This is a genomic window from Flavobacterium myungsuense, from assembly GCF_042677265.1.
GTDB classification, from domain to species: Bacteria; Bacteroidota; Bacteroidia; order Flavobacteriales; family Flavobacteriaceae; genus Flavobacterium; species Flavobacterium myungsuense.
In genome coordinates, this window is the sequence record NZ_JBHTIZ010000043.1 from 1 (window position 1) to 22,128 (window position 22,128).

The window sequence follows — 22,128 nt, forward strand, 5'->3', positions numbered from 1 at the left end:
AGTATATCAATAAATTTATATTTGACAGACCTATAAACAATATTAAAAATCAAATAATTTAATTACACCCAACGGGTTAGTATAAATTAGCAGAATTCCAAAATCCTTCATTTTGGTATTGGAAAAATTGGTAAAAAAATGAATTCAAAATTATATCCTTTACAGTTTAATCCTATTCTAAAAGAAAGAATATGGGGCGGAACAAAATTGAAAACAGTACTAAATAAACCAATAACTTCTGATATAACAGGTGAAAGTTGGGAGTTATCCACTGTTGAAGGCGATATAAGTGTGATTGCAAACGGTTATTTATCAGGTAAATCATTAACAGAAATTATAAATGACTTTCCTAATGAACTTCTCGGAACAGAAGTTTACAGTCGTTTCGGCAAACAATTTCCTTTGCTTTTTAAGTTTTTAGATGCTAGAGAAGATTTGTCTATTCAGGTACATCCTAATGATGAGTTGGCAAAAAAGCGGCATCATTCTTTTGGTAAAACCGAAATGTGGTACATCATGCAAGCTGATGAAAATTCTAGAATTATTGTTGGTTTTAAAGAAAAATCGAATGCTGATGAGTATGTGAAAAATTTAGAAAACAAGGCTGTTTTATCAATTCTAAATGATGTAAAGGTAAAAGCTGGAGATGTTTTCTTTCTAGAAACAGGAACTGTTCACGCCATAGGAGCAGGATTAGTGGTGGCCGAAATTCAGCAAACATCTGATATTACCTATCGTATTTATGATTTTGACAGAGTAGATACTCAAGGAAATACCAGAGAATTGCATGTCGATTTAGCTTTGGAAGCTATCAATTATAATACAACAGAAACTAAAAAAGAATATACTACAATTGAGAATATATCTAATGAAATAGTGAATTGCAACTATTTTACAACCAATTTTATTCCTCTTAACGGAGTTATTCCTGTAAATAAAAACGGAAAATCCTTTACGGTATATATGTGTGTAGATGGAAATTTTGAAATTGAAGCCAACGAAACTTCTTATCACTATAAAAAAGGCGATACCGTATTAATTCCAGCTGCTGTAAACCAATTTAAATTAGTGGGAAAAGGGTCTGTTTTAGAAATTTACATTTCGTAGTAGGTTATAGAAAGATTATATGTATTTTTGCACCCGAATTAAGAAATTTAAAAATTAAGAATACCATGGCAAACGTTAAAAATTTAAAAAAAGACATTAACTACGTTTTAGGAGATATTATAGAAGCGGTTTACTTATTTGAAATGTCAACGACAGGAAAACCAACTGAAGCAACTAATGCTTTGATTGATGAAGCTATAGCTACTTTTGACACTTTAATTACTAAAGTAAACGCTAAGAAAGTAGAAAATAAAAAAGCACATTTCAAACAAATAAATGCAGAATTAGAACAAGCTGCAAATCAATTGGTTGCTAAAATCAACGAATTACAGTAAAAAAGTCAATAAAAAAAGTGTAATTTTATTTTGCAAATATAAAATACACTTCTATATTTGCAACCGTAATAACGCCAGCGTAGCTCAGTTGGCTAGAGCAGCTGATTTGTAATCAGCAGGTCGTGGGTTCGAGTCCCTCCGCCGGCTCATAGAAAACCGTAAGTTTATCACTTACGGTTTTCGTGTTTTTAAAATATATGGGGCGAGAAGTTTATCCCGAGCGAAGCAATTCGGGAAGTCCCTCCGCCGGCTCAAGAGACCGTTCCAGTTTTGGGACGGTCTTTTTGTTTATACCTGTTTGAAGTTTTTTCAATTTTCCTATGATTATTTCAAAAGTTGTTGAGTGATTTTACTCTTGTTTCTTTCTCTCTTTATAAAATTGAATTAATTTTTTTCCGTAAAGTGATTGCGCAATTTTTGGAGTCATCGATTTTTGTATCGTATCTAAATATTTTAAATTGATATCTGAAATCTCGGTCAACGCTACATAAGGAGCAACTTCAAAGTCTTTATTGTTGAGTGCAAAATTGGTGGTAAATAAATACCTTCTTTTTAAGTTTTGATTTTGTTTCGCTTCTATACTGTCAACCATTCTAAAGTTCTTGTTTTTATAAGCATTGAATTTTAGTTCTGTTAAAGATAAATTTTCATCATTGAAACGAGAAGTGATTTTTTTAAATTCGTCGTATTTATCCTGATTTTTAGAACCTGTTATTTTAGTATCAGAGTTAAAATAGTCTAAACTCGTCTGAATATCTATAGTACCTGCTTCGGCAAAGAATGACAAATTATTATCTAACGAATTGGTAACACCTCTATCCAAAAATAGATAATACATTTCAGGAGATTTGATAAATAAATCACTTGTAAAATGTGAATTTCCATTGATTTCAATAGTATCAATGGCTACAAGTGATGTGTCGACTATTTTTTGGATATAAAGTGTGCCTTTTTTTAATCCTTTTACGTTTCCTGTGATTTGCAAATTGCTTTTCGATTCGGTTTTGTTGCATGAGGAAATTATTAATAAAAAGAGTAAAATAATGATAGAATATTTCATGTTTATATTTTATTGGAATTTTACAAATAAATAAAAAAATCCCCAAAGTCTTCATAGAAATTGGGGATAATAAAAGTATTTTAATGTTATCCTTTCAGCCAAGCTTCTTTCAGTTTAGTTTTACTAGCATCGGTTGCTTCATAGCCCTCCTTATTTTCAAAAGTAAGTTTGGTTTTTCCTTTTACGATTTGTTCTTTACCATCACGTTTTATTTTCACTGTAATTGAAGCGTCATTTTCCCAAGATTCACTGATAATTAACATGTCATAAATATTTTCTAAATTGTAATTAATGTCATTCACAGCTAGAATAATATCTCCGCCTTTTAAACCTAATTCGTTAAAAAAATCGTTTAATTCAAAATTTGGAACAATACTAATTTCTTTTGTTTCTTGATTTACAGTAATATATGGTGTTTTATCTTTTATAAATACATTTCCCGGCACTTTTACATTTATTTTAGTAACACCAACTTTGGCAAAAAAAGTTTCATACGGAATTGGAGTTTCGCCAACAACGTAAGTTGTAAAAAATTCACCAACTTCTGGATACGTAAATTCAGTAATTTTTGCAAAAAGTTCATTGTCGTTAAATGGTTTATTAGCACCATATTCATTAGATAACTTTTGCATCAAATCTAAAATTCCTCTTTGACCATTGCTTTTTTCTCTAATAATAATGTCTAAGCACATTCCTATCAAAGCGCCTTTTTCGTATACATTTAAGTATTGGTCCTTATAAGGCTGGTTTAGTACGTTTGCACTCATTTTAGTAAAAGACATGGTATCGTTCAATTCTTTTGCATTGGCAATTTTTCCTGACATTCTATCGTAAAACTCTTCTTCAGTAATTAAACCTTGATTGATTTGAAATAAATTGGCAAAATATTCGGTAACTCCTTCATACATCCATAAGTGTTCAGACATTTTGGGCGAATTATAATCAAAGTATTGAATCTCTTTGGAGTGAATAGTTAAAGGAGTAACAATATGAAAAAATTCATGTGATACTACATCTTTTAATTGTTCAGATAACTCTTCTTGAGGCATTGCTTCAGGCATAACTACAGTTGTTGCAGTAGGGTGTTCTAAAGCTCCAAAACCTTTAGCATCATTTCCTTTTTCAACATCCGATAAATAAATAAGAACACTGTATTTTTTTGTAGCATTAAATGTGCCTAGAAAATTTTTTTGTGCTGTCATCATTTTTTTCATTTCTGGAGTTAAACTCTCGGCAGTATGAATTCCGTTTGGCGAATAAACTGCAATTAGAATATCCATTCCGTTGATGTTAAAAGTCGTATAATCCGGTTTTGAATACATGATCGGATTTTCAACTAATTCGGCATATCGACTTGTTGTAAAAACATCTGTGGTATCACTCGAATCCAAATCGTTCATAGAGGTAGCTCCCCATAATGTTGCAGGATGAATGATTGTTACTTTGTAATCAATTTCATCAGACACATCTGAAAAATAGCCAATAAAACAATGCGTATTTAGCACAATGTTTTTACCGATTTCTATATTTGATCCGGCTGGAGAAAAGATGTCGGTTTTACCAAAACCATCTCCAGTTTCTGTATCAAAAGTATCATTTACTTTATAGGTAATTTTAACAACCTTTTTAGCATTTCTTATTTGCCAAGTATTATCGTCAATTTTTGCAACCGAAACAGCTTCTCCATTTTTAGTATAGGCTTTTAAGTTATCAATATATTTGCCATAATTATCCTCACTATAGGTTCCGGGAACAGTTTTTGGAAGACGGTATAGTACTTCTTCGGTCTTGAATTTTGGAGGAGTAATAGTAACACTAACTTTGTCGTCTTTTATACTATTTATATCTATGGTAGTTTCAATTTGCTCTATAAATTTGTTTTGAGAATTTGCATTAAAACTAAAAAACGCAATTGTAAATAGGATAGAGAGCAGTGTGTTTTTTATAAACATTTTATTTTATTTTTCTGAATAAGGCATCAAAAGTATAAAATTGTTACACACTTCTATTTGTTTTAAAAAATTTAACAATAAAAATTATAAATGATTGTATTTTATTTCTAGAAAGCAGTTAGGATAGATAATAATTTTTAAAAAAAAACTCTTGCAGTAAAAGCAAGAGTTGAAATTTAATCAAATTTATTTTTTATATAATATTTGCCGTCTAAATCGTCATCAAAATCATCGATTTTAATTTGTTTTGGTTTAGGCTTAGCAGCGTTTGCTTTTTTCTTCCAAATTTCAAATTTATCAGCAGTTAATTTTTTCTTCATGATTTCAAGAACATCCTTTTCGTCGATACCTAACTCTTTTTTGATGATTTCGTATGGATTTCTTTCTTCTAAAGCTAATGTAATTAGTCTTTCAGATTGTTCCCAATTTAATTCTATGCGCTTACTTTTCTTCATTACTTGAAAATTAATTCAGGTTTGGTTACTGTTTTTTTTCTAATTCAATATTAGTAAAAATAATAATTACTTTTTAAAGATGTATAAAATTTTATTGATTTTTTATTTCTAATGTTTATTTTTTTCTTTTGAATGAATTTTTCATTAATTTATTTACCAAATAGTTTAAAATATAATTATTTTGTTTAGTCATGATATACTTTAAACGTATTAAATAATTTCACGAAATGTCAAATTTATTCTACAACCAACTGGTTTTGCTGTTTTAGGAATTTGATGTTTCCAAAAGTGTTGCGTGGTTCCTTTCATTAGCAACAAACTACCATGCTCAAGTATAATACTTTTTTTAAGGCTTTTATCTGTATTGTGTTTTAATTGAAAAGCGCGTTCGGCTCCAAAGCTAACCGATGCAATGACTGGATTTTCCCCAAGTTCCTTTTCATCATCGGCATGCCAGCCATTACTGTCAATTCCATTTCGATACTGATTGATTAGTACGGTGGTAAAATTTACGTTTGCTGCTTCTTCAACATACAACTTTATTTTTTGTAATAAAATGGTCCAGTTATGAGGTTGCATTTTTATGTTTGAATAGGAATACGGTTTTCCTTCGTTGCCATACAAGGCCGTTAAGCGAGGTTGTAAATGTGTTTTTCCGTAAACAGTTATCTTGTCTTGTTGCCAAAATGTGGTTTCTATTAATTCTTTAAAAATAGAATCTGCTTCTATTGTATCAAAGAAATTTGGAAAATAGATGATTTCCGAATCAGGTAATTTAAGGTTTATAGGCTCTGATTTAAAAAGTGAGTTCATTGTACAAAATTAAATTAATTTTTAAATCTTAAGAAAACGTTTTCGTTAGTTTATACTTTTATTAACTAAATTTTTTTTCCATAATTTTAATTTTAAGTTACTTTTGATGCCAATGAAAATAGCAAAATTAATTTTATTTTTTATTTTAATAGGAGGTATTATCCCATCCTACGGGTTTTCTTTTGATAACTCAGGCTGTTCTCAACAAAAAGAAATTTCAACTTGTTTTCAAAAAAAATTAAATGAAACTAATAATTTTAAGTTATTAGATTATGCCTTTTTAGACATTGAAGAGGAATTATCTTCAGATGAAGACTATCATGATTCACAAAAAAATAATAGTTTAGTTGCAAGAAAACCTATAATACTACATTTTTTTTCGAGTAAATTACTTCATTATACAACTAACCATGAGGATAAACTTTCTATAGTTCAATATATCCTTAATGGAAATTTACCCCCTATTTATATTACTCTAAGAGTATTAAGAATTTGATCTAAAATCTATCAGTAATGATACAAACTAGTATCGATTTACATTAAAACTATTTTGTTTTATTGCTTAGATTGATGTTTATTTCTTCATAATTATTACTGATTTTTTAATTATCTCCAAAGGAAATTTTACTTCCTATTTATTTAATCGTTTAAATTTCATTTTGACATGAACAGAAAAACTGTTTTTATGGGTCTAATGTCCTTGTTGTGTTTAATAAGTTGCACAACTAAAAAAGAAGAGAAAGAGGAATCAGTTAAATTTACTGTTACCAATGCTGCAATTATTGATACTTCATTTGTAAAAGAGTATGTTTCACAAATACGATCTCTTAGAGATATTGAAATAAGAGCTCAAGAAAAAGGATTTTTACAAAATATTTATGTTGATGAAGGACAATATGTTAAACAAGGGCAATTGTTATTTAAAATAATGCCTAAAATTTATGAAGCCGAATTGCAAAAAGCCCAGGCAGAAGCAAGTGCTGCAGAAATAGAGTTTTTAAATGCAAAAGCACTTGTTGAAAAAAATGTTATTTCTAAAAGTGAGCAAGCCATGGCTAAAGCCAAATTAGATCAAGCAAGAGCAGAAGTTACTTTAGCAAAAATACATCTATCATTCACGGACATTAGAGCACCTTTCGCTGGTACTATAGATAGAATTCCGAAAAAATTAGGAAGTCTTATAGATGAAGGGGAATTGCTAACCACACTTTCAGATAATGTGAAAATGTTTGCTTATTTTAATGTTTCTGAACCAGAATATCTAGAGTATCAATCGAATGTAAGCGGGCGTGCAAGTACTAGTGTAAGTTTACTTTTGGCAAACAATGCGTTATTAAAGTATAAAGGAAAAGTAGAAGTAATTGAAAGTGAATTTGACAGCGAAACGGGTAATGTTGCCTTTAGAGCAAGCTTTCCAAATCCTGATAAATTATTAAAAAATGGTGAGACTGGAAAAGTAGTAATGAATGTTCCAATAAAAAAAGCACTAATAATACCTCAAAAAGCCACTTACGAAATTCAAGATAAAAAGTATGTCTTTGTAGTTGATAAAAATAACACAATTAAATCGAAAGAGATCTATGTTAAAGGCGAATTGCCTGATTTATATATTATTAATTCGGGAATAACTGTTAATGATAAAATAATTTTAGATGGAATACAGAAAGCAAATGAGGGGGATAAAATAAAATATGATTATATAAAACCAATTCAAGTGCTGTCTAATTTGAAATTAAAAGCAGAATAGCAATTTAAACTCATAAAAAATACAAAATGTTTGAAAAATTTATTCAAAGACCAGTACTTTCGATAGTAATATCACTAGTAATCGTCTTTTTAGGATTATTAGCAATAACTGGATTACCAGTTACCCAATTTCCTTCTATTTCTCCACCTAAAGTAAATATTACCGCTGCTTATCCTGGAGCAAATGGAGAATTAATGGTTAAGGCAGTAGTAATTCCGTTAGAACGATCATTAAATGGTGTTCCTGGAATGAAATACATCACTTCTGACGCTGGAAATGATGGAGAAGCTTCTATTCAGGTAGTTTTTAACTTAGGAACCGACCCAAATCAAGCTGCAATTAATGTGCAAAATCGAGTAGCATCAGTAATTAACAAACTGCCCCCTTTAGTGGTTAGAGAAGGACTAAAAATTACTCGTGAGGAGCCAAACATGCTTTTATATGTTAATTTGTTTTCTAAAGATCCTAATACCAGTCAAAAATTTCTTTTTAATTACGCCGATATCAATATGCTTTCCGATATAAAGCGTGTTAATGGTGTGGGAGTAGCGGATATCTTAGGAAACCGTGAATATGCAATGAGAATTTGGTTAAAACCAGATAGAATGTTGGCATATAAAATTTCGGCTGACGAAATCATGGAGTCATTAAGCAATCAAAGTTTAGAGGCTTCTCCAGGTAAAACAGGGGAGAGCTCTGGAAAAAGATCCCAAGCTTTTGAATATGTATTAAAATATAAAGGCAGGTATACCAATAAAGAAGGTTATGAAAACATTGTAGTGAGATCTAATGCCAACGGAGAGTTGCTTCGATTAAAAGATGTTGCAAATGTCGAGTTTGGAAGTGCAATGTATGATATTTATTCTAGTATAGACGGAAAACCATCAGCGGCTATTACAATAAAACAATCGTATGGAAGCAATGCAAGTCAAGTTATAAAAGATGTTAAAGTAAAACTTGAAGAATTAAAAAAATCATTTCCAAACGGAATGGATTATGAAATTAGTTATGATGTGTCTAAATTTTTAGACGCTTCTATAGACAAAGTATTTCATACTTTACTAGAAGCTTTTATTCTTGTAGGCTTAGTTGTGTTTTTATTTCTAGGAGATTGGCGTTCTACTTTAATTCCAGCAATTGCAGTACCAGTTTCACTCATTGGGACATTTGCCTTCATGCAAATGTTTGGAATTAACATTAACCTCATAACCTTATTTGCTTTAGTACTTTCCATTGGAGTTGTTGTAGATGATGCCATAGTTGTAATTGAAGCGGTTCATTTTAAAATGGAGGAAGAAAATCTTTCAGCAAGAAAAGCTTCAAAAAAAGCAATGAATGAAATTGGAGGTGCAATTATTGCTATTACTTTCTTAATGGCAGCAGTTTTTATACCTGTAGCATTTATGTCAGGTCCAGTTGGGATATTTTACCGACAGTTTTCTATAACTATGGCTACTGCAATTATTTTATCAGGTATAGTGGCATTAACACTTACTCCTGCGTTATGTGCATTGCTTTTAAAAAATGTTCACGGAAAAGAACGACCAAAAAGTGTAATAAATAAATTGTTAGATGGTTTTAATAATAAATTTAACATACTTTCTGATAAATATCAAAAAATCCTAGCTTTATTCATAAATAGAAGATCCGTTTCAATAGGGATTTTATTGTTTTTTTGTGCTGGTATTTATTTTATAAATAATAGTCTTCCTACAGGATTTATTCCAACTGAAGATCAAGGAATGTTTTATGCAATTATTCAAACACCGCCAGGCTCATCTCTAGAACGTACCAACCAAATAGCAGAAAAACTTCAAAAAGTGGCTGAAAATATAGAAGGAGTAAAATCAGTTTCTGCATTGGCAGGATATGAAATTTTAACTGAAGGAACTGGTGCAAATACCGGTACATGCTTGATTAACTTGAAAGATTGGAAAGAGCGTCATCATAATGTTGAAGAAATCATAAAAGAGTTAGAAGAAGAAACAAAAAATATTTCAGGAGCTACTATCGAATATTTTCAACCTCCAGCAGTTCCTGGTTATGGCGCGGCAGGTGGTTTCGAATTGAGATTACTTGACAAAGAAGGTTCAGGCGATTATAAAAAAATGGAAACCGTGAGTAAGGAATTTGTTGCAGCATTAAAAAAGCGACCAGAATTAACCTCTGTATTTACCTTTTACAGTGCTAGTTTTCCTCAATATATGCTTGATGTCGATAACGATTTGGCTCAACAAAAAGGAGTGTCTATCGAGAATGCCATGAACACATTATCGACCCTTGTAGGTAGTAATTATGAAACTAATTTTATAAAATACGATCGTCAATATAAAGTAATTGTTCAAGCCTCTCCTGAATACAGAGCACTTCCTGAGGACATATTAAAGCTGTATGTAAAAAATAATCGAGATGAAATGGTTCCGTTTTCTGCATTTATGAAAATGAAAAAAGTATACGGTTTATCTGAAATCACTAGACATAATATGTATAACGCTGCAGAGATTAGCGGCGCACCTTCAATAGGATACAGTAGCGGAACTGCGATAGAAGTAGTAAATGAAGTTGCAGAAAAAACACTTCCAAGAGGTTTTGGAATAGCATGGGCAGGAATTTCTGCTGATGAAGTTGCCAGGGGTAATGAAGCTATCTATATATTTTTAATTTGTCTTGGCTTTGTATACTTGGTACTTGCCGCTCAGTATGAGAGTTTTATTTTGCCACTTGTAGTAATTTTATCATTACCCGCAGGTATTTTTGGTGCCTTTTTGTTTTTAAAATTATTCGGGCTTGCAAACAATATTTATGCACAAGTTTCTTTTGTAATGCTCATTGGATTATTAGGAAAAAATGCAGTTTTAATTGTAGAATATGCTGCTCAAAAACACAGTCAGGGTTTTACAGTTTTAGAAGCCGCTCTTGAAGGGTCAAAAGTGCGTTTTAGACCTATTTTGATGACATCCTTTGCTTTTATTGCTGGTTTGATACCTCTAGCTATAGCTTCTGACCCAGGCAAAATAGGCAATAGAACTTTAGGCACTGCAGCCGCAGGAGGAATGCTTATTGGTACTGTTTGTGGAGTATTAATAATTCCAGGTTTGTACTATATATTCGCAAAAATTTCTGAAAAATATAAGTTTGCCAAACGTGAAGACGAAAATCCATTTACCGAATACTTAAATGACAATGAATAAGAATATGATATTTAAATACAGCATTGCAATTTCTATAAGTATTGCAATAGTTAGCTGCGCTCCTGCTTTAGCGCCTGTAAAAGAGGTTGCTAAAGTACCTGACTCCTATAATTCTAGTCTAGACACTACAAATATTTCAGCTATTAAATGGAAAACCTTTTTTAAGGATAAGAATTTAATCAATCTAATTGATATTGCTTTATCGAAAAATCAAGAATTACAAATCACTTTACAAGAAATTGAAATCGCCAAAAACGATATTCGAGTACGAAAAGGAACTTTGTTGCCATCAGTTGGATTAAGTGCAGGAAGCGGAATTGAAAAAGTTGGAAGATATACCAGTCAAGGTGCTGGAGATGCAACTACTGAAATAAAACCAGGAAGAGAATTTCCAGATCCATTAGGCGATTTTAGAGTTGCAGCAGTCGCAAATTGGGAAATAGATATTTGGAAAAAATTGCGGAATTCAAAAAAGGCGGCGGTAAGTCGCTATCTGTCATCTATTGAAGGGAAAAATTTTGTAATAACAAATCTCATTGGCGAAGTTGCTAATTCTTATTACGAATTATTAGCATTAGATAACCAATTAGAAATAGTAAAACAAAATGTCGAATTACAATCAAATGCTTTAGAAATTGTAAAATTTCAAAAAGATGCTGCTAAAGCAACAGAGCTTGGAGTACAGCGATTTCAGGCAGAAGTATATGATTCTAAAAGCAGGGAATTCGAAATTTTGCAAGCCATTAAGGAAACTGAAAACAGAATTAATTTTCTACTGGGTCGATTTCCTCAAGAAATTATTCGTGAAAAATCTAATTTTTTAAGTGCTGTACCAAATATTATTTCAGCAGGAATTCCGTCACAATTATTAGCAAATCGTCCAGATATTAAACAAGCTGAATTAGAACTTGTTGCAGCAAAACTTGATGTAAAAGTGGCGCGTGCCGAATTTTATCCCTCATTAGATATAGCTGCTTCAATAGGAGTTAACGCTTTTAAATCATCATACTTAACAACGTTTCCCGAGTCGCTATTATACAATTTAGTTGGAGATATCGCAGCTCCATTGATTAATAGAAATGCTATAAAAGCGGAATTTTTAAGTGCAAATGCAAGACAAATTCAAGCCTTATATAATTATGAGCGAACCATTCTTAATGCGTATTTAGAAGTGTCCAACCAAGTAGCTAATGTTAGTAATTTGGACAAAAAATATAATTTAAAATTTCTAAGAGTAAATGCTTTAACAAAGTCAATAGATGTTTCTAATGATTTATTCAAGTCTGCACGAGTTGATTATTTCGAAGTATTAATGACCCAAAGAGATGTTTTAGAATCAAAATTAGAATTGGTCGAAACCAAAAAAGACCAACTCAATGCTACAGTTGCTATTTATAGAAGTTTAGGTGGTGGTTGGAAATAAATTAAATAAACAATTTTATAAAAGAGCTGGCAAAATAAACCAGCTCTTTTTTTATAAATATAATTTTAATAATTACATTTCTGAGTGATCTTGCAATTGGTTTTTATATACTTAACCCGCTACAAATGCTCCTAAAAGTGGTGCTAACTAAAAAAGCCTTACATGTGATAATACTTCGCCTTGAACAAAATATATTGCGACAATAATCTAACCAAATTCACAGGAGAATTTGCGAAAAATCATGTAAGTAGTTTGCTAATAATACGAATTTATAATAAAAATCAATTCTTATCGTCTTCAACTAATCCACTTAAATGCAATCGGAGGGCATTTGCTGAAATGCTTATTTCCCAAAAAGAAACACCTAAAGAAACGAGTAAACTAAATAAACTTAATCCAAAAAAATAAATTCCGAATACTTGTTGGTCTATAAAAAGCATTAACATAGCGAAAACCGATAAAAACAAACTCAAAACTCCAAACATTTGCATATATCTAATAAGAGAAATTCTTAAATTTAGATTTTTTATTTCTAGTAAAATTTTAGAACTTTCTTTTTCTTCATAATTCTTTTTTAATCCACGAACAATTGTTGCAATGGTTAAAAAACGATTGGTATAAGCCAATAAAATTAAGGAAGTCGCAGAGAAAAGTAGTGCTGGGGTTTCAATATTTAAGGTCATAAGTTGTAGTTGAAATTAATTTAAGTTTAAAATTACTCTATTTTTAACATTTTACGCTAGGGTTGTTGTAAAATTTGGCTAATTTTGTTTCAATTTCAAATAATAAATTAAATAACATTTAAATAATAGGTGTAATTCTTATAAAAATTAAAAATAATAATACATTGCATCTCTAAAATCTTCAAAATTAATGAAATTAAAAATCAAACTAAGCCTCGCATTTTTTATTGTTTTAAATATTTTTAGTGCTCAAAAATCCTTTTCTCAATGCTTTCAAATTGAAAGTATTTTGGTGGATGCTTGTGGTCCAGAAGAAGGATACAATGAAATGGTTCGTTTTAAAGTGGGAAATTCTCCTTTGAATGTTAGTAATTTAGATGTCAATTGGCCTACTAATGCGCTTACTTGGCAAGGAGTTGCTCCAAATTCATTAACAACTGCTAAATTGGCAACTTTAAATGCTGGTATTTTAGCAGCAGGAGGATGTGGAAAATTATTGCAACCAACTGGTGGCGTGCTCCCAGCTAATTCTATAGTAGTTTTAGTTACTAGCTATAAATTGGATATTACTTTTAATTTTTTTGGTGCTATAAGTGAAGACATATATATTATTTTTCAAGATAATGATACTACTTCAGGCGGACATTTTGGGAATTATGGCACAGGAGGAGCAACAGACTTGAGATTTCTTGATATGTCTTTTGGAAGTTGCAGTGATTCAGTTGAATATAATCGCACATTATTGATTGATAAAGATGGGAATAAGAAAGCAGGTGATGGTGCTTCTGTAAATTATACGCCTTTAGGTGTAGCAACTTATGTAAATATTGGTTGTAATGCTCCAGTAGAAGTTTTTGAGGTTAATGCTGGAAATTCTCCAATATCAGCTTGTCAAGGGGCCACAATTACTTTGTTAGGAACGGCACAAGGTCAACAATCTGTGGCTTGGTCTGATGGCTCGAAAGGAGGAATTTTTTCCGCTCAAAATTCATTGAACACAACATACACTATTAGCCCTACAACTACTGGAACTATTACATTAACATTAACCGCCACAAATGCGTGTAATTCGACAAAAACAAGTACAATAACATTAAATGTTAATTCAATAGTTACGCCTACATTTAATCCGATATCTACAGTTTGTTTAAATTCAACGGCTCCAATATTACCATCTTCATCTACCAATGTCCCACCGGTAATTGGAATTTGGGACGCAACAATTAATACAGGTGCTTTAGGAACAACCAATTATACTTTTACGCCAAATGCAGGTCAATGTGCATCGACTGCAACACTTCCTGTTACAGTAGATAATTGTGGTTTTGGGACTTTTGCTTCAGCAGCCTGGTTATCCAATTGCAATGTTCCAAACGGTCAATTTTATAATATCACTGGTTCTGGAGCTGATTTAATTAATCCAGGTTCTCCGGCAGGTTCGTTTATTACTAATTTGGGTACATTTATTCAAAATTCAGGCTCATTGACTTTTGGAGGTGGCGAAATCAAAACGTTTAAAAGTACTATTGGAAATGTTTGTGGCGCAACAATGTTTTATAACATTCATCCGCAAGGAATTGCAGCCGGAACATTTGCTCCATTACTTCTTGATTTTTTTAGCAATTGTAATTCGGGTTCTTTTACTGGAGGAGGTTCTTGTAGTCCTAGAGACCAGAAATGGCAAACAGTTAATGGTGGTTTAGTTGTTGACATGACTAAATTTCCTTCTGGTAATTATGTTTTGGAAGTATATTATACGGTGAATGGCGATAATAATTCGAGCTCCCAATGCGATGATACTACAATTTTAAATAATTCCGGTGCAAATTACCTTTCAACTTTTTCTATTCAAGGAACTCCTAATTATTCAAGTACTAACCCATCAACGTGTTCAGGAACTGAAGGAACAATCACAATTTCTAGTTTATTGGCCAACACAAATTATACTTTATCATACAAAGATGATGGAGTTGTTGTAGGACCTTCAAGTGTAACTTCTAATGCAAGTGGTTCTATAGTTATTTCTGGTTTGAATGCAGGTACGTACTCCAATTTTATTGTAGCTGCCGATTGTGGAAATTATACTAATAATTCTCCAATTGTTCTAGTTAACCCTACATTAAGTGCATCTATCTCTAAGATAGATAATTCGGTTTGTCAAAGCACTTCTGTTCCTTGTAACGGTTCAGCAACTGTTGTTCCTAGTGGTTCAGGTTCCTATTCGTATTTATGGAATGATATTCTAGCGCAAACATCAGCTACTGCTTCGGCGCTTTGTCCAGGAACCTATTCAGTTACTATTACCGATTTAGTTTCATTATGTACACTTTCAAGATCTATAACTGTTGGGAATACGGCTGTTTTGCCAGTTTTAAGTTCCCTAAGTCCAGTCACTTCTCCAATTTGTTCAGGAGGTAATGCAGTATTTACTCTTTCAGGAACAGCAAATGCATCCGTTACGTATTCAATAAATGGAGGAGTGTCTCAAATAGTTAATATAGGTACTTCAGGAAATACTTCAGTTTCAGTTAATCAAGCGAGTTCTGATGTAACCATAGTTTTAAGTCAAATAAGTTTAGGTTCGTGTAGTGCTGCATTAACTAATACAGCTACAGTTATTGTATCTTCTCCTCCAAATGCAGGAATTTTAAATGGATTACAAACGGTTTGCGTCAATGGAACAACAACATTTTCTTCAACTGTAAATGGGGGATTATGGTCGTCTTTAGACACTTCTATTGCAACTGTTGATGCTTTTGGAGTTGTAACAGGTATTTCAAATGGTACTGCAACTATAAATTATACCGTATTAGGAACAGGAGGTTGTACAAGCTCAGCAATAGCCACAAGGACTGTAACTGTTAGTAGTTCGTCAGTCACAATTACTGCTGGATGTGTTGATACAAATTATACTTTAGTAGCTTCAACATCTGATACTAATGTAACCTATAAATGGTATAAAGGGGCTACTCTATTAAATGAAACCTCAAATACCCTAATTGTAACACAGGCAGATACATACAAGGTAATAGTTAACAACGGAGGCTGTCTTTCTGAAACAACAGAAAATGTAACTTTCCTTTATTGTGACATACCAAAAGGAATTTCTCCAAATAATGACCAAAAGAATGATTTTTTTGATTTAACAAATTTTCAAGTGAGTAAGCTAGAAATTTTCAACAGGTACGGAATGAAAGTATATGGTAAAGCCAACTATAAAAAGGAATGGGATGGTAAAACAGACAGTGGTCAGGAATTACCAGATGCAACCTATTATTATGTAATAGAGTTTGAAAGCGGAAAAACTAAAACGGGTTGGGTATATATAAACAGACAACAATAATTCCACAATTACTTATTCAAATGATTTGGTAACATTATGAAAATTTGATATAATTTTCATCTTTACTTTTTTTAAAAACATTTAAGTTAGCCATAATTTACTATGAATGATTCACATATAAATACTATTTTTTTTAAAATAAAATACATCTTAGTAGCATTGTTACTGTCTTTTGTTTGCAAAGCTCAAGTTGTAATTGTTTCTGATGGCTTAAATAATTCATCTTCATTATTTAATTTAGTTGGTGGAACTTATTATTCAGGAAATTCAGCTACTGGGGATTCACCTGCTAGCTCACCTTTTTTTTCGGAAGGGACAAACTCTAGAGGAGTATCAAATAATACAGCGACTTTAACTTCTATTGGCAATATAAATACATCATTGTATACTTCTATAAGTATGACGTTACGATTGGCCGCTTTTTCTATTGGTTCGGCTAGCAATGGTCTTGATGGTGGTGATATAGTTACCGTAGAAGTGAGCCCAGATGGAGGGGTAAACTGGTACAATACAGTTGAAGTAACAGGAACTTCAAATGCACGTTGGGCATATACAGCTTCTGGAATTGCGTCAGCTTCATATGATGGGGATAATACTCCAGATAGTTTCTCACCATCAAGTGGTGGAATTAGAACAACTGATGGATATTCAACTATTACCATATCCGGATTACCGGCAATACCAAATTTACGCTTTAGAATTACCTTATTGAATGATACAAATAGTGAAAGATGGGTTGTAGATGATTTCAAAGTTCAAGGTGTTGTTGCTTGTGTTCCGCCAACTATTGCAAATGTTTACCCTAATTCAGGGCCTGTTGGTACAAATGTAACTGTAAATGCAAGTTCAGGAAATTTGTCGGGGGCAACAGCAAAATTCAATGGTGTGACAGCAACAGTTGTTTCTACAACTGCAACACAAATAATTGTTGTAGTTCCTTCTGGAGCAACATCAGGAAATTTGACAATTACAAATACTTCTAATTGTCCCGTTTCTACTCCATTTACAATAATAAAGGAAGAAAAAACAAGTTGTGATGGTAGTTCATTTGGAAGTGATCTTATCATTTATGAAGTTCACGATGAAAAAACGGGTAATGGTGGAGTAATAAGTATCTATAATGGAACAGGAGTTTCTAAAGATTTATCGAATTATACTATTTATAGAACAAGTAATGCAAATGATGGTAACGAAATAGATTATGCTGTTCTTACAGGAATTTTAGCTCCAGGAGCATTAGCAGTAATTAAAGTTAATGCTGGTGATTGTGGACCTGCGGGTTTATATGGTATAATCAATGGAGGATTTAATGATGGCGATGGTCTTCAGTTACGAACTAAAGACGGAGCTACTATTATCGATGATGTCGATGTTGATTCAACAACTCCGGGATATTATAAAACAAGAATTAGTAATCCATTGACACCAAGATCAGTATATGTAGCTTCAGAGTGGATAGAAATTTCACTTGCAGCAGGACAATGTGTTCCTACTTTAGGCATACCTCCTGTAGTGGCTCCAGGGTCAGGAAATCCTCCAGTTATAACTACTCAACCTATTTTTTCTCCTTCTTGTACTAACATAAGCTTTACTGTTGTGGCCACTGAGGGTTTCATAGGTGGTAACCCTCTAGCTTATCAATGGTATGCTTTGGCACCAAACACTGCGACTTGGTTTGCATTAACAAATGTTGGAGTTTACTCAGGAACTACGACAAGTACATTAAATATTTCTGCGACAACAGGATTAGATGGGTATCAATATTATTCTCAAGTTAGAGAAAATACAGCAACATGTTATTCGGCTTCAAATGCAGTAATGATAAAAGTTGGTGCTTCAGGCGGACCAGTAATAACTAATAAAACACCAACACCTATTTGTAGCGGCACAGCTTTTACGGTAACCCCTACTAATACCTTACCTGATGTTGTTCCTACTGGAACAACTTATACATGGGCAGCACCAGTTATTGCACCAGTCGCAGCTATTTCTGGAGGAAGTGAGCGTACAACACCAATAAGTAGTATTTCACAAATTCTAACCAATACAACAACTGCAGTTGCAACGGCAACTTATACCGTTAAGGCAGATTCAGGAGGTTGTTCAAGTACATTTACTATTACTGTAACGGTGAATCCACTTCCTACTATTACAACTACTCCGGGTAGTCGATGTGGCACTGGAGTAGTAACTATAGAAGCTACAGCTAATCCGGGGACAATAAATTGGTACTCAGCGGCAACAGCAGGAACATTACTCGCCTCGGGGACATTCAAGTATACCACCCCGAGTATATCATCTACTACGAGCTATTGGGTAGAGGCTACCACGGGTACTTGTACAAGCAACTCAAGAGTGGAGGTTATAGCGACAATTACTTCAAATGGGTCAATTCCTAAGCCTACAGTAAAAACGCCTGTAGAATATTGTTTAAGTACCACAACTCCTGCATCACCTCTAACAGCGACTACAACTGTTTTTGGAGCTACTTTAAATTGGTATGCCACTCTTACAAGTACACCAGCTTTAGCTAGTGCTCCAATTCCAAATATTACAACTGTTAGTAGTATTACGTATTATGTAAGTCAATCTTTAGCAGGTTGTGAAGGACCACGTGAAGCAATTGTGGTAAATGTTATTGCTGATACAGGGGCGATTGCAACTGGTTTTGTATGTGATCCGTCACAAATAACAACAAGTCCCGTAAGCTCCGTATATTTTGATTGGGCAAACGTTGTTGGTCGAACCGGATATTATAGGTATAGCTATTCAATTGATGGGGGTCCTCTTGTTTTTGGTTTTACAGAGAACGGTCGTAGTTCACAAGAAGTTTTTGGTGTAATCCCAGGTCAAAAAGTTGAATTTACAATAGTAGAAGTTCAAGGTGTTCCTTGTTTTAAACCGCAAACAATAAGTTGTAGTTTAGCTTGTACAACGAACACAGTCCCTGATTTTACTTCTATTCCGGCAACTCAATCTATTTGTACTGGTTCAACAGCTCCTGTATTGCCTCCAAATTCAAATAATGGTATTTCTGGCACTTGGTTACCTGCAACAGTTAGTAATACTACAACAGGTACTTATGAGTTTACTCCAGACCCAATTTTATTTCCTTGTGCGTCGACGGTTAAAAAAGATGTGGTTGTAACTCCAAAGGTAACTCCTACTTTTGCACCGACTACTACCTCTTATTGTCAGAATGCAATTATAACATTACCTATTTTACCAACTACATCATCTAATTCTATAACGGGGACTTGGAATCCAGCATCTATTAGTACATCAGCACTAGGTACAATAGTTCATGATTTTACACCTTCAACTGGTTCATGTGCTATTTCAACATCAATATCAATTACTGTTAATGCTAATGTTGCGCCTACTTTTAATCCAGTAGGACCAATTTGTTCTGGAGCAACACTTTCTGCCTTACCCACAACTTCTCTTAATGGAATTACAGGAACATGGTCGCCAGCATTAAATAATACTGCAACCACAATTTATACATTTACTCCAACAGCAGGATTATGTGCAACAACAACTACTTTAACAATTGTAGTAAACCCAAATGTAACTCCTACATTTGATGCTATTCCTGCAACTTGTTCTGGAGCAACTATTCCTGGGTTGCCTACAACGTCCCTTAATGGTGTAACTGGAACTTGGTCGCCAGTTATAAATAATACTTCAACTACTATTTATACTTTTACTCCAACAACAGGTCTATGCGCAACTACTACTCCTTTAACTATAACAATAGATTCAAAAGTTACCCCTACATTTCTTCCAGTTGCACCCATTTGTTCAGGAGGCATACTTTTACCTTTGCCTTTAACCTCAACTAATGGCATAACTGGAACTTGGTCGCCAGCTTTAAATAATTTGGCTACAACGACTTATACTTTTATCCCTAACGCTGGTTTTTGTGCTATTTCAACAACGTTAGTTATTACAGTTAATCAGAAAGTTACACCTACATTTAATGCAATTCCGCCAGTTTGTTTAGGAGATACGATTTTAGCATTACCGACAACTTCTCTTAATGGAATAGTTGGAACTTGGTCGCCATCTTTGAATAATACAGTGACTACCATTTATACTTTTACACCTACTTCAAGTTTGTGTGCAAGTTCAACACAAATAACAATTACTGTAAATTTAATTAAAACAACTCCTACTTTTAATTCAATTGGTTCCCTTTGCTTCGGAACCAATATTACTTTGCCCCCTACTTCAATTAATAATATTACTGGAGTTTGGTCACCACCGTTTAATCCTTTGCTAACAACTTCTTATACCTTTACTCCAGATTCAGGACAATGCGCAACTACAACAAATCAGACAGTTACTATTATACCATTGCCAGTAGCAACAAATACTACTGGACCTTTATCAATATGTTCAGGAGATAAAACATTTATTAGTTTGTTTAGTGATATTCCGGGAACAACCTTTACTTGGAATGTTGTACAAACAAATGCTTCAGGTGCTACAGCTGGCACAGGCACTCGAATTGAGCCAAATTTAGAAACAGTTAGTAATAAATCAGGAGAGGCAGTGTACTCAATAACTCCAAATAATAATGGTTGCAAAGGAGCATCGATAGAAGTTGCAATAACTGTAAATCCTATTCCTGATGTTAAGTACAATACTGAAAAAAGCACTATTTGTTCAGGAACGAGTACAAATATTTCATTAACAAGTGGAGTGGTAGGTACCACATATACGTGGACGGTAAATGCGACACCTAATGTTTTTGGAGCTTTGTCAGGAAATGGTAATTTGATACAGCAGGAATTAAGTACTAATGATTTAACTCAAGGAAGTGTTATATATACCATAACTCCAGATAGTAATGGTTGTCTGGGTACTGCAATTGATGTAACGATTACGGTTGATCCATTGCCAGATAGTACAGCAGTAGTTGCAAAAAACCCTATATGTAGCGGTGAAACTACAAAAATAGATTTGTCTTCGACCATCGGAGCAAGTTTTAATTGGACTGTAATTCAAACAGGTGTAACTGGAGCGACAAAAGGTACAGGCGCATCAATAGAACAAACACTACAAGCAGGAACTGTAGCAGGAATTGCTGGATATATAATAACTCCGATATTAAATGGATGTGAGGGTACTCCAAATCCAGTAATTATAAACGTAAATCCTTTGCCAGTTGCTGTAATACAAGAGGATGGATTGCTTTGTATTCGAAAAGATGGGACAGTTAAGAGTTCTTTTATTTTGAACACTAATTTGAGTGACTCCGAATATGATTTTGTTTGGTATAAAGATAATGCAGTAATCCCACCGCCTTTCCCTCCTTTACTTCCGCCTACGAGTAATTATGAAGTAACCGAAATAGGTGATTATTATGTTGCTGTTACAAATAAATTGACAACTTGCTATGCAGAGTCAAATAGTGCTTTAATTACTAGCATTAGTCCAGCTGATTATATAGACCCTCCAATAGTTACAGATGCTTTTACTGATAATGCAACGGTAATAATTAATGTATTCCCTCCAGCGGACTATTATCTCTATCAAATGGATTTTGGTCCATTACAAGATTTTAATGAATTTACTCAAGTAAAAGGTGGTTCACATATAATTAGAGTAACTGATGCAATAGGTTGTACAGATTTAAGTTCTCCTGCAAGAGTAATAAGCTACCCTAAATTTTTTACTCCAAACGGTGATGGTTATAATGACACATGGAATATCATAGATTTGGGAGACCAACCCAATGCTAAATTATATATTTTTGATCGTCATGGGAAACTATTAAAACAGGTTTCAACATTTGGAAATGGTTGGGACGGTACTTATAATGGTAAACAACTTCCAGCTAGCGATTATTGGTTTTCGCTTAATTATTTTGAAAACGATGTGTTAAAATTATTTAAAGCTCATTTTTCATTAAAAAGATAATTTATACCACCCGTTGGGTGTAATTATTTGAAGTAAAAAATACTGATTAGATATTGCTCAAGATACTGAAATTCAGTATCTTGAAGTCGCA

At 33.0% G+C, this 22,128-nt stretch carries 13 protein-coding genes and 1 tRNA gene; 9 read left to right on the forward strand and 5 right to left on the reverse strand.

Features of this window, described 5'->3' with window-relative positions; all coding sequences use genetic code 11:
• The first annotated feature begins 138 nt into the window (after window positions 1–138).
• From ACFQ0S_RS11690 to ACFQ0S_RS11700, 3 genes are all read left to right on the forward strand, one after another.
• Window positions 139–1,107, forward strand: coding sequence for a type I phosphomannose isomerase catalytic subunit (locus ACFQ0S_RS11690; RefSeq protein WP_379758337.1), 969 nt, complete (start codon window positions 139–141; stop codon window positions 1,105–1,107).
• A 65-nt stretch (window positions 1,108–1,172) separates the two neighbouring features.
• On the forward strand, window positions 1,173–1,442 hold the full coding sequence (locus ACFQ0S_RS11695) for a hypothetical protein (protein WP_379758340.1): 270 nt from the start codon (window positions 1,173–1,175) through the stop codon (window positions 1,440–1,442).
• Between the two features lie 73 nt (window positions 1,443–1,515).
• Window positions 1,516–1,589 (forward strand) — tRNA-Thr (locus ACFQ0S_RS11700).
• Between the two features lie 202 nt (window positions 1,590–1,791).
• Here the strand turns inward: ACFQ0S_RS11700 and ACFQ0S_RS11705 are convergent.
• From ACFQ0S_RS11705 to ACFQ0S_RS11720, 4 genes are all read right to left on the reverse strand, one after another.
• Window positions 1,792–2,502, reverse strand: a complete 711-nt coding sequence (locus tag ACFQ0S_RS11705) for a DUF4369 domain-containing protein (RefSeq protein WP_379758343.1) — start codon at window positions 2,500–2,502, stop codon at window positions 1,792–1,794.
• 86 nt (window positions 2,503–2,588) lie between these two features.
• Window positions 2,589–4,448, reverse strand: coding sequence for a M61 family metallopeptidase (locus ACFQ0S_RS11710; protein WP_449267406.1), 1,860 nt, complete (start codon window positions 4,446–4,448; stop codon window positions 2,589–2,591).
• 182 nt (window positions 4,449–4,630) lie between these two features.
• Window positions 4,631–4,909 carry a DUF2805 domain-containing protein gene (locus tag ACFQ0S_RS11715; protein ID WP_379758349.1) on the reverse strand — a complete coding sequence of 93 codons (279 nt, stop codon included), beginning with the start codon at window positions 4,907–4,909 and terminating at the stop codon, window positions 4,631–4,633.
• Window positions 4,910–5,119: 210 nt separating this feature from the next.
• A complete protein-coding gene (locus ACFQ0S_RS11720; protein ID WP_379758352.1) occupies window positions 5,120–5,722 on the reverse strand; it encodes an alpha-ketoglutarate-dependent dioxygenase AlkB family protein in 603 nt (200 codons plus the stop codon).
• A gap of 112 nt (window positions 5,723–5,834) precedes the next feature.
• Between ACFQ0S_RS11720 and ACFQ0S_RS11725 the strand changes: the two genes are divergently transcribed.
• From ACFQ0S_RS11725 to ACFQ0S_RS11740, 4 genes are all read left to right on the forward strand, one after another.
• On the forward strand, window positions 5,835–6,218 hold the full coding sequence (locus ACFQ0S_RS11725) for a hypothetical protein (RefSeq protein WP_379758355.1): 384 nt from the start codon (window positions 5,835–5,837) through the stop codon (window positions 6,216–6,218).
• Window positions 6,219–6,386: 168 nt separating this feature from the next.
• Window positions 6,387–7,469: an efflux RND transporter periplasmic adaptor subunit gene (locus ACFQ0S_RS11730; RefSeq protein ID WP_379758358.1), complete on the forward strand. Its 1,083-nt coding sequence runs from the start codon at window positions 6,387–6,389 to the stop codon at window positions 7,467–7,469.
• A gap of 26 nt (window positions 7,470–7,495) precedes the next feature.
• Window positions 7,496–10,660, forward strand: a complete 3,165-nt coding sequence (locus tag ACFQ0S_RS11735) for an efflux RND transporter permease subunit (protein WP_379758361.1) — start codon at window positions 7,496–7,498, stop codon at window positions 10,658–10,660.
• A complete protein-coding gene (locus tag ACFQ0S_RS11740; protein ID WP_379758364.1) occupies window positions 10,653–12,083 on the forward strand; it encodes a TolC family protein in 1,431 nt (476 codons plus the stop codon). The genes ACFQ0S_RS11735 and ACFQ0S_RS11740 overlap by 8 nt, the downstream gene beginning before the upstream one ends.
• A 281-nt stretch (window positions 12,084–12,364) precedes the next feature.
• Here ACFQ0S_RS11740 and ACFQ0S_RS11745 read toward each other — a convergent pair whose 3' ends face one another.
• The gene (locus ACFQ0S_RS11745) at window positions 12,365–12,766 is read right to left on the reverse strand and encodes a DUF2721 domain-containing protein (protein ID WP_379758366.1); all 402 of its coding nucleotides are present in this window, start codon (window positions 12,764–12,766) and stop codon (window positions 12,365–12,367) included.
• Between the two features lie 190 nt (window positions 12,767–12,956).
• Here ACFQ0S_RS11745 and ACFQ0S_RS11750 point away from each other — a divergent pair, with 190 nt between their 5' ends.
• Window positions 12,957–16,109 (forward strand): T9SS type B sorting domain-containing protein, encoded by a 3,153-nt coding sequence (locus ACFQ0S_RS11750; protein ID WP_379758369.1) that lies wholly within the window; start codon window positions 12,957–12,959, stop codon window positions 16,107–16,109.
• A 102-nt stretch (window positions 16,110–16,211) separates the two neighbouring features.
• On the forward strand, window positions 16,212–22,037 hold the full coding sequence (locus tag ACFQ0S_RS11755) for a PKD-like domain-containing protein (protein ID WP_379758372.1): 5,826 nt from the start codon (window positions 16,212–16,214) through the stop codon (window positions 22,035–22,037).
• Window positions 22,038–22,128: the final 91 nt, after the last annotated feature.

Excerpts from the sequence above, each read along its gene's own strand:
- ACFQ0S_RS11690 (WP_379758337.1), top strand. The coding sequence starts at position 139 with ATGAATTCAAAATTATATCCTTTACAGTTTAATCCTATTCTAAAAGAA.
- ACFQ0S_RS11695 (WP_379758340.1), top strand. The coding sequence starts at position 1,173 with ATGGCAAACGTTAAAAATTTAAAAAAAGACATTAACTACGTTTTAGGA.
- ACFQ0S_RS11705 (WP_379758343.1), bottom strand. The coding sequence starts at position 2,502 with ATGAAATATTCTATCATTATTTTACTCTTTTTATTAATAATTTCCTCA.
- ACFQ0S_RS11715 (WP_379758349.1), bottom strand. The coding sequence starts at position 4,909 with ATGAAGAAAAGTAAGCGCATAGAATTAAATTGGGAACAATCTGAAAGA.
- ACFQ0S_RS11720 (WP_379758352.1), bottom strand. The coding sequence starts at position 5,722 with ATGAACTCACTTTTTAAATCAGAGCCTATAAACCTTAAATTACCTGAT.
- ACFQ0S_RS11725 (WP_379758355.1), top strand. The coding sequence starts at position 5,835 with ATGAAAATAGCAAAATTAATTTTATTTTTTATTTTAATAGGAGGTATT.
- ACFQ0S_RS11730 (WP_379758358.1), top strand. The coding sequence starts at position 6,387 with ATGAACAGAAAAACTGTTTTTATGGGTCTAATGTCCTTGTTGTGTTTA.
- ACFQ0S_RS11735 (WP_379758361.1), top strand. The coding sequence starts at position 7,496 with ATGTTTGAAAAATTTATTCAAAGACCAGTACTTTCGATAGTAATATCA.
- ACFQ0S_RS11740 (WP_379758364.1), top strand. The coding sequence starts at position 10,653 with ATGAATAAGAATATGATATTTAAATACAGCATTGCAATTTCTATAAGT.
- ACFQ0S_RS11745 (WP_379758366.1), bottom strand. The coding sequence starts at position 12,766 with ATGACCTTAAATATTGAAACCCCAGCACTACTTTTCTCTGCGACTTCC.
- ACFQ0S_RS11750 (WP_379758369.1), top strand. The coding sequence starts at position 12,957 with ATGAAATTAAAAATCAAACTAAGCCTCGCATTTTTTATTGTTTTAAAT.
- ACFQ0S_RS11755 (WP_379758372.1), top strand. The coding sequence starts at position 16,212 with ATGAATGATTCACATATAAATACTATTTTTTTTAAAATAAAATACATC.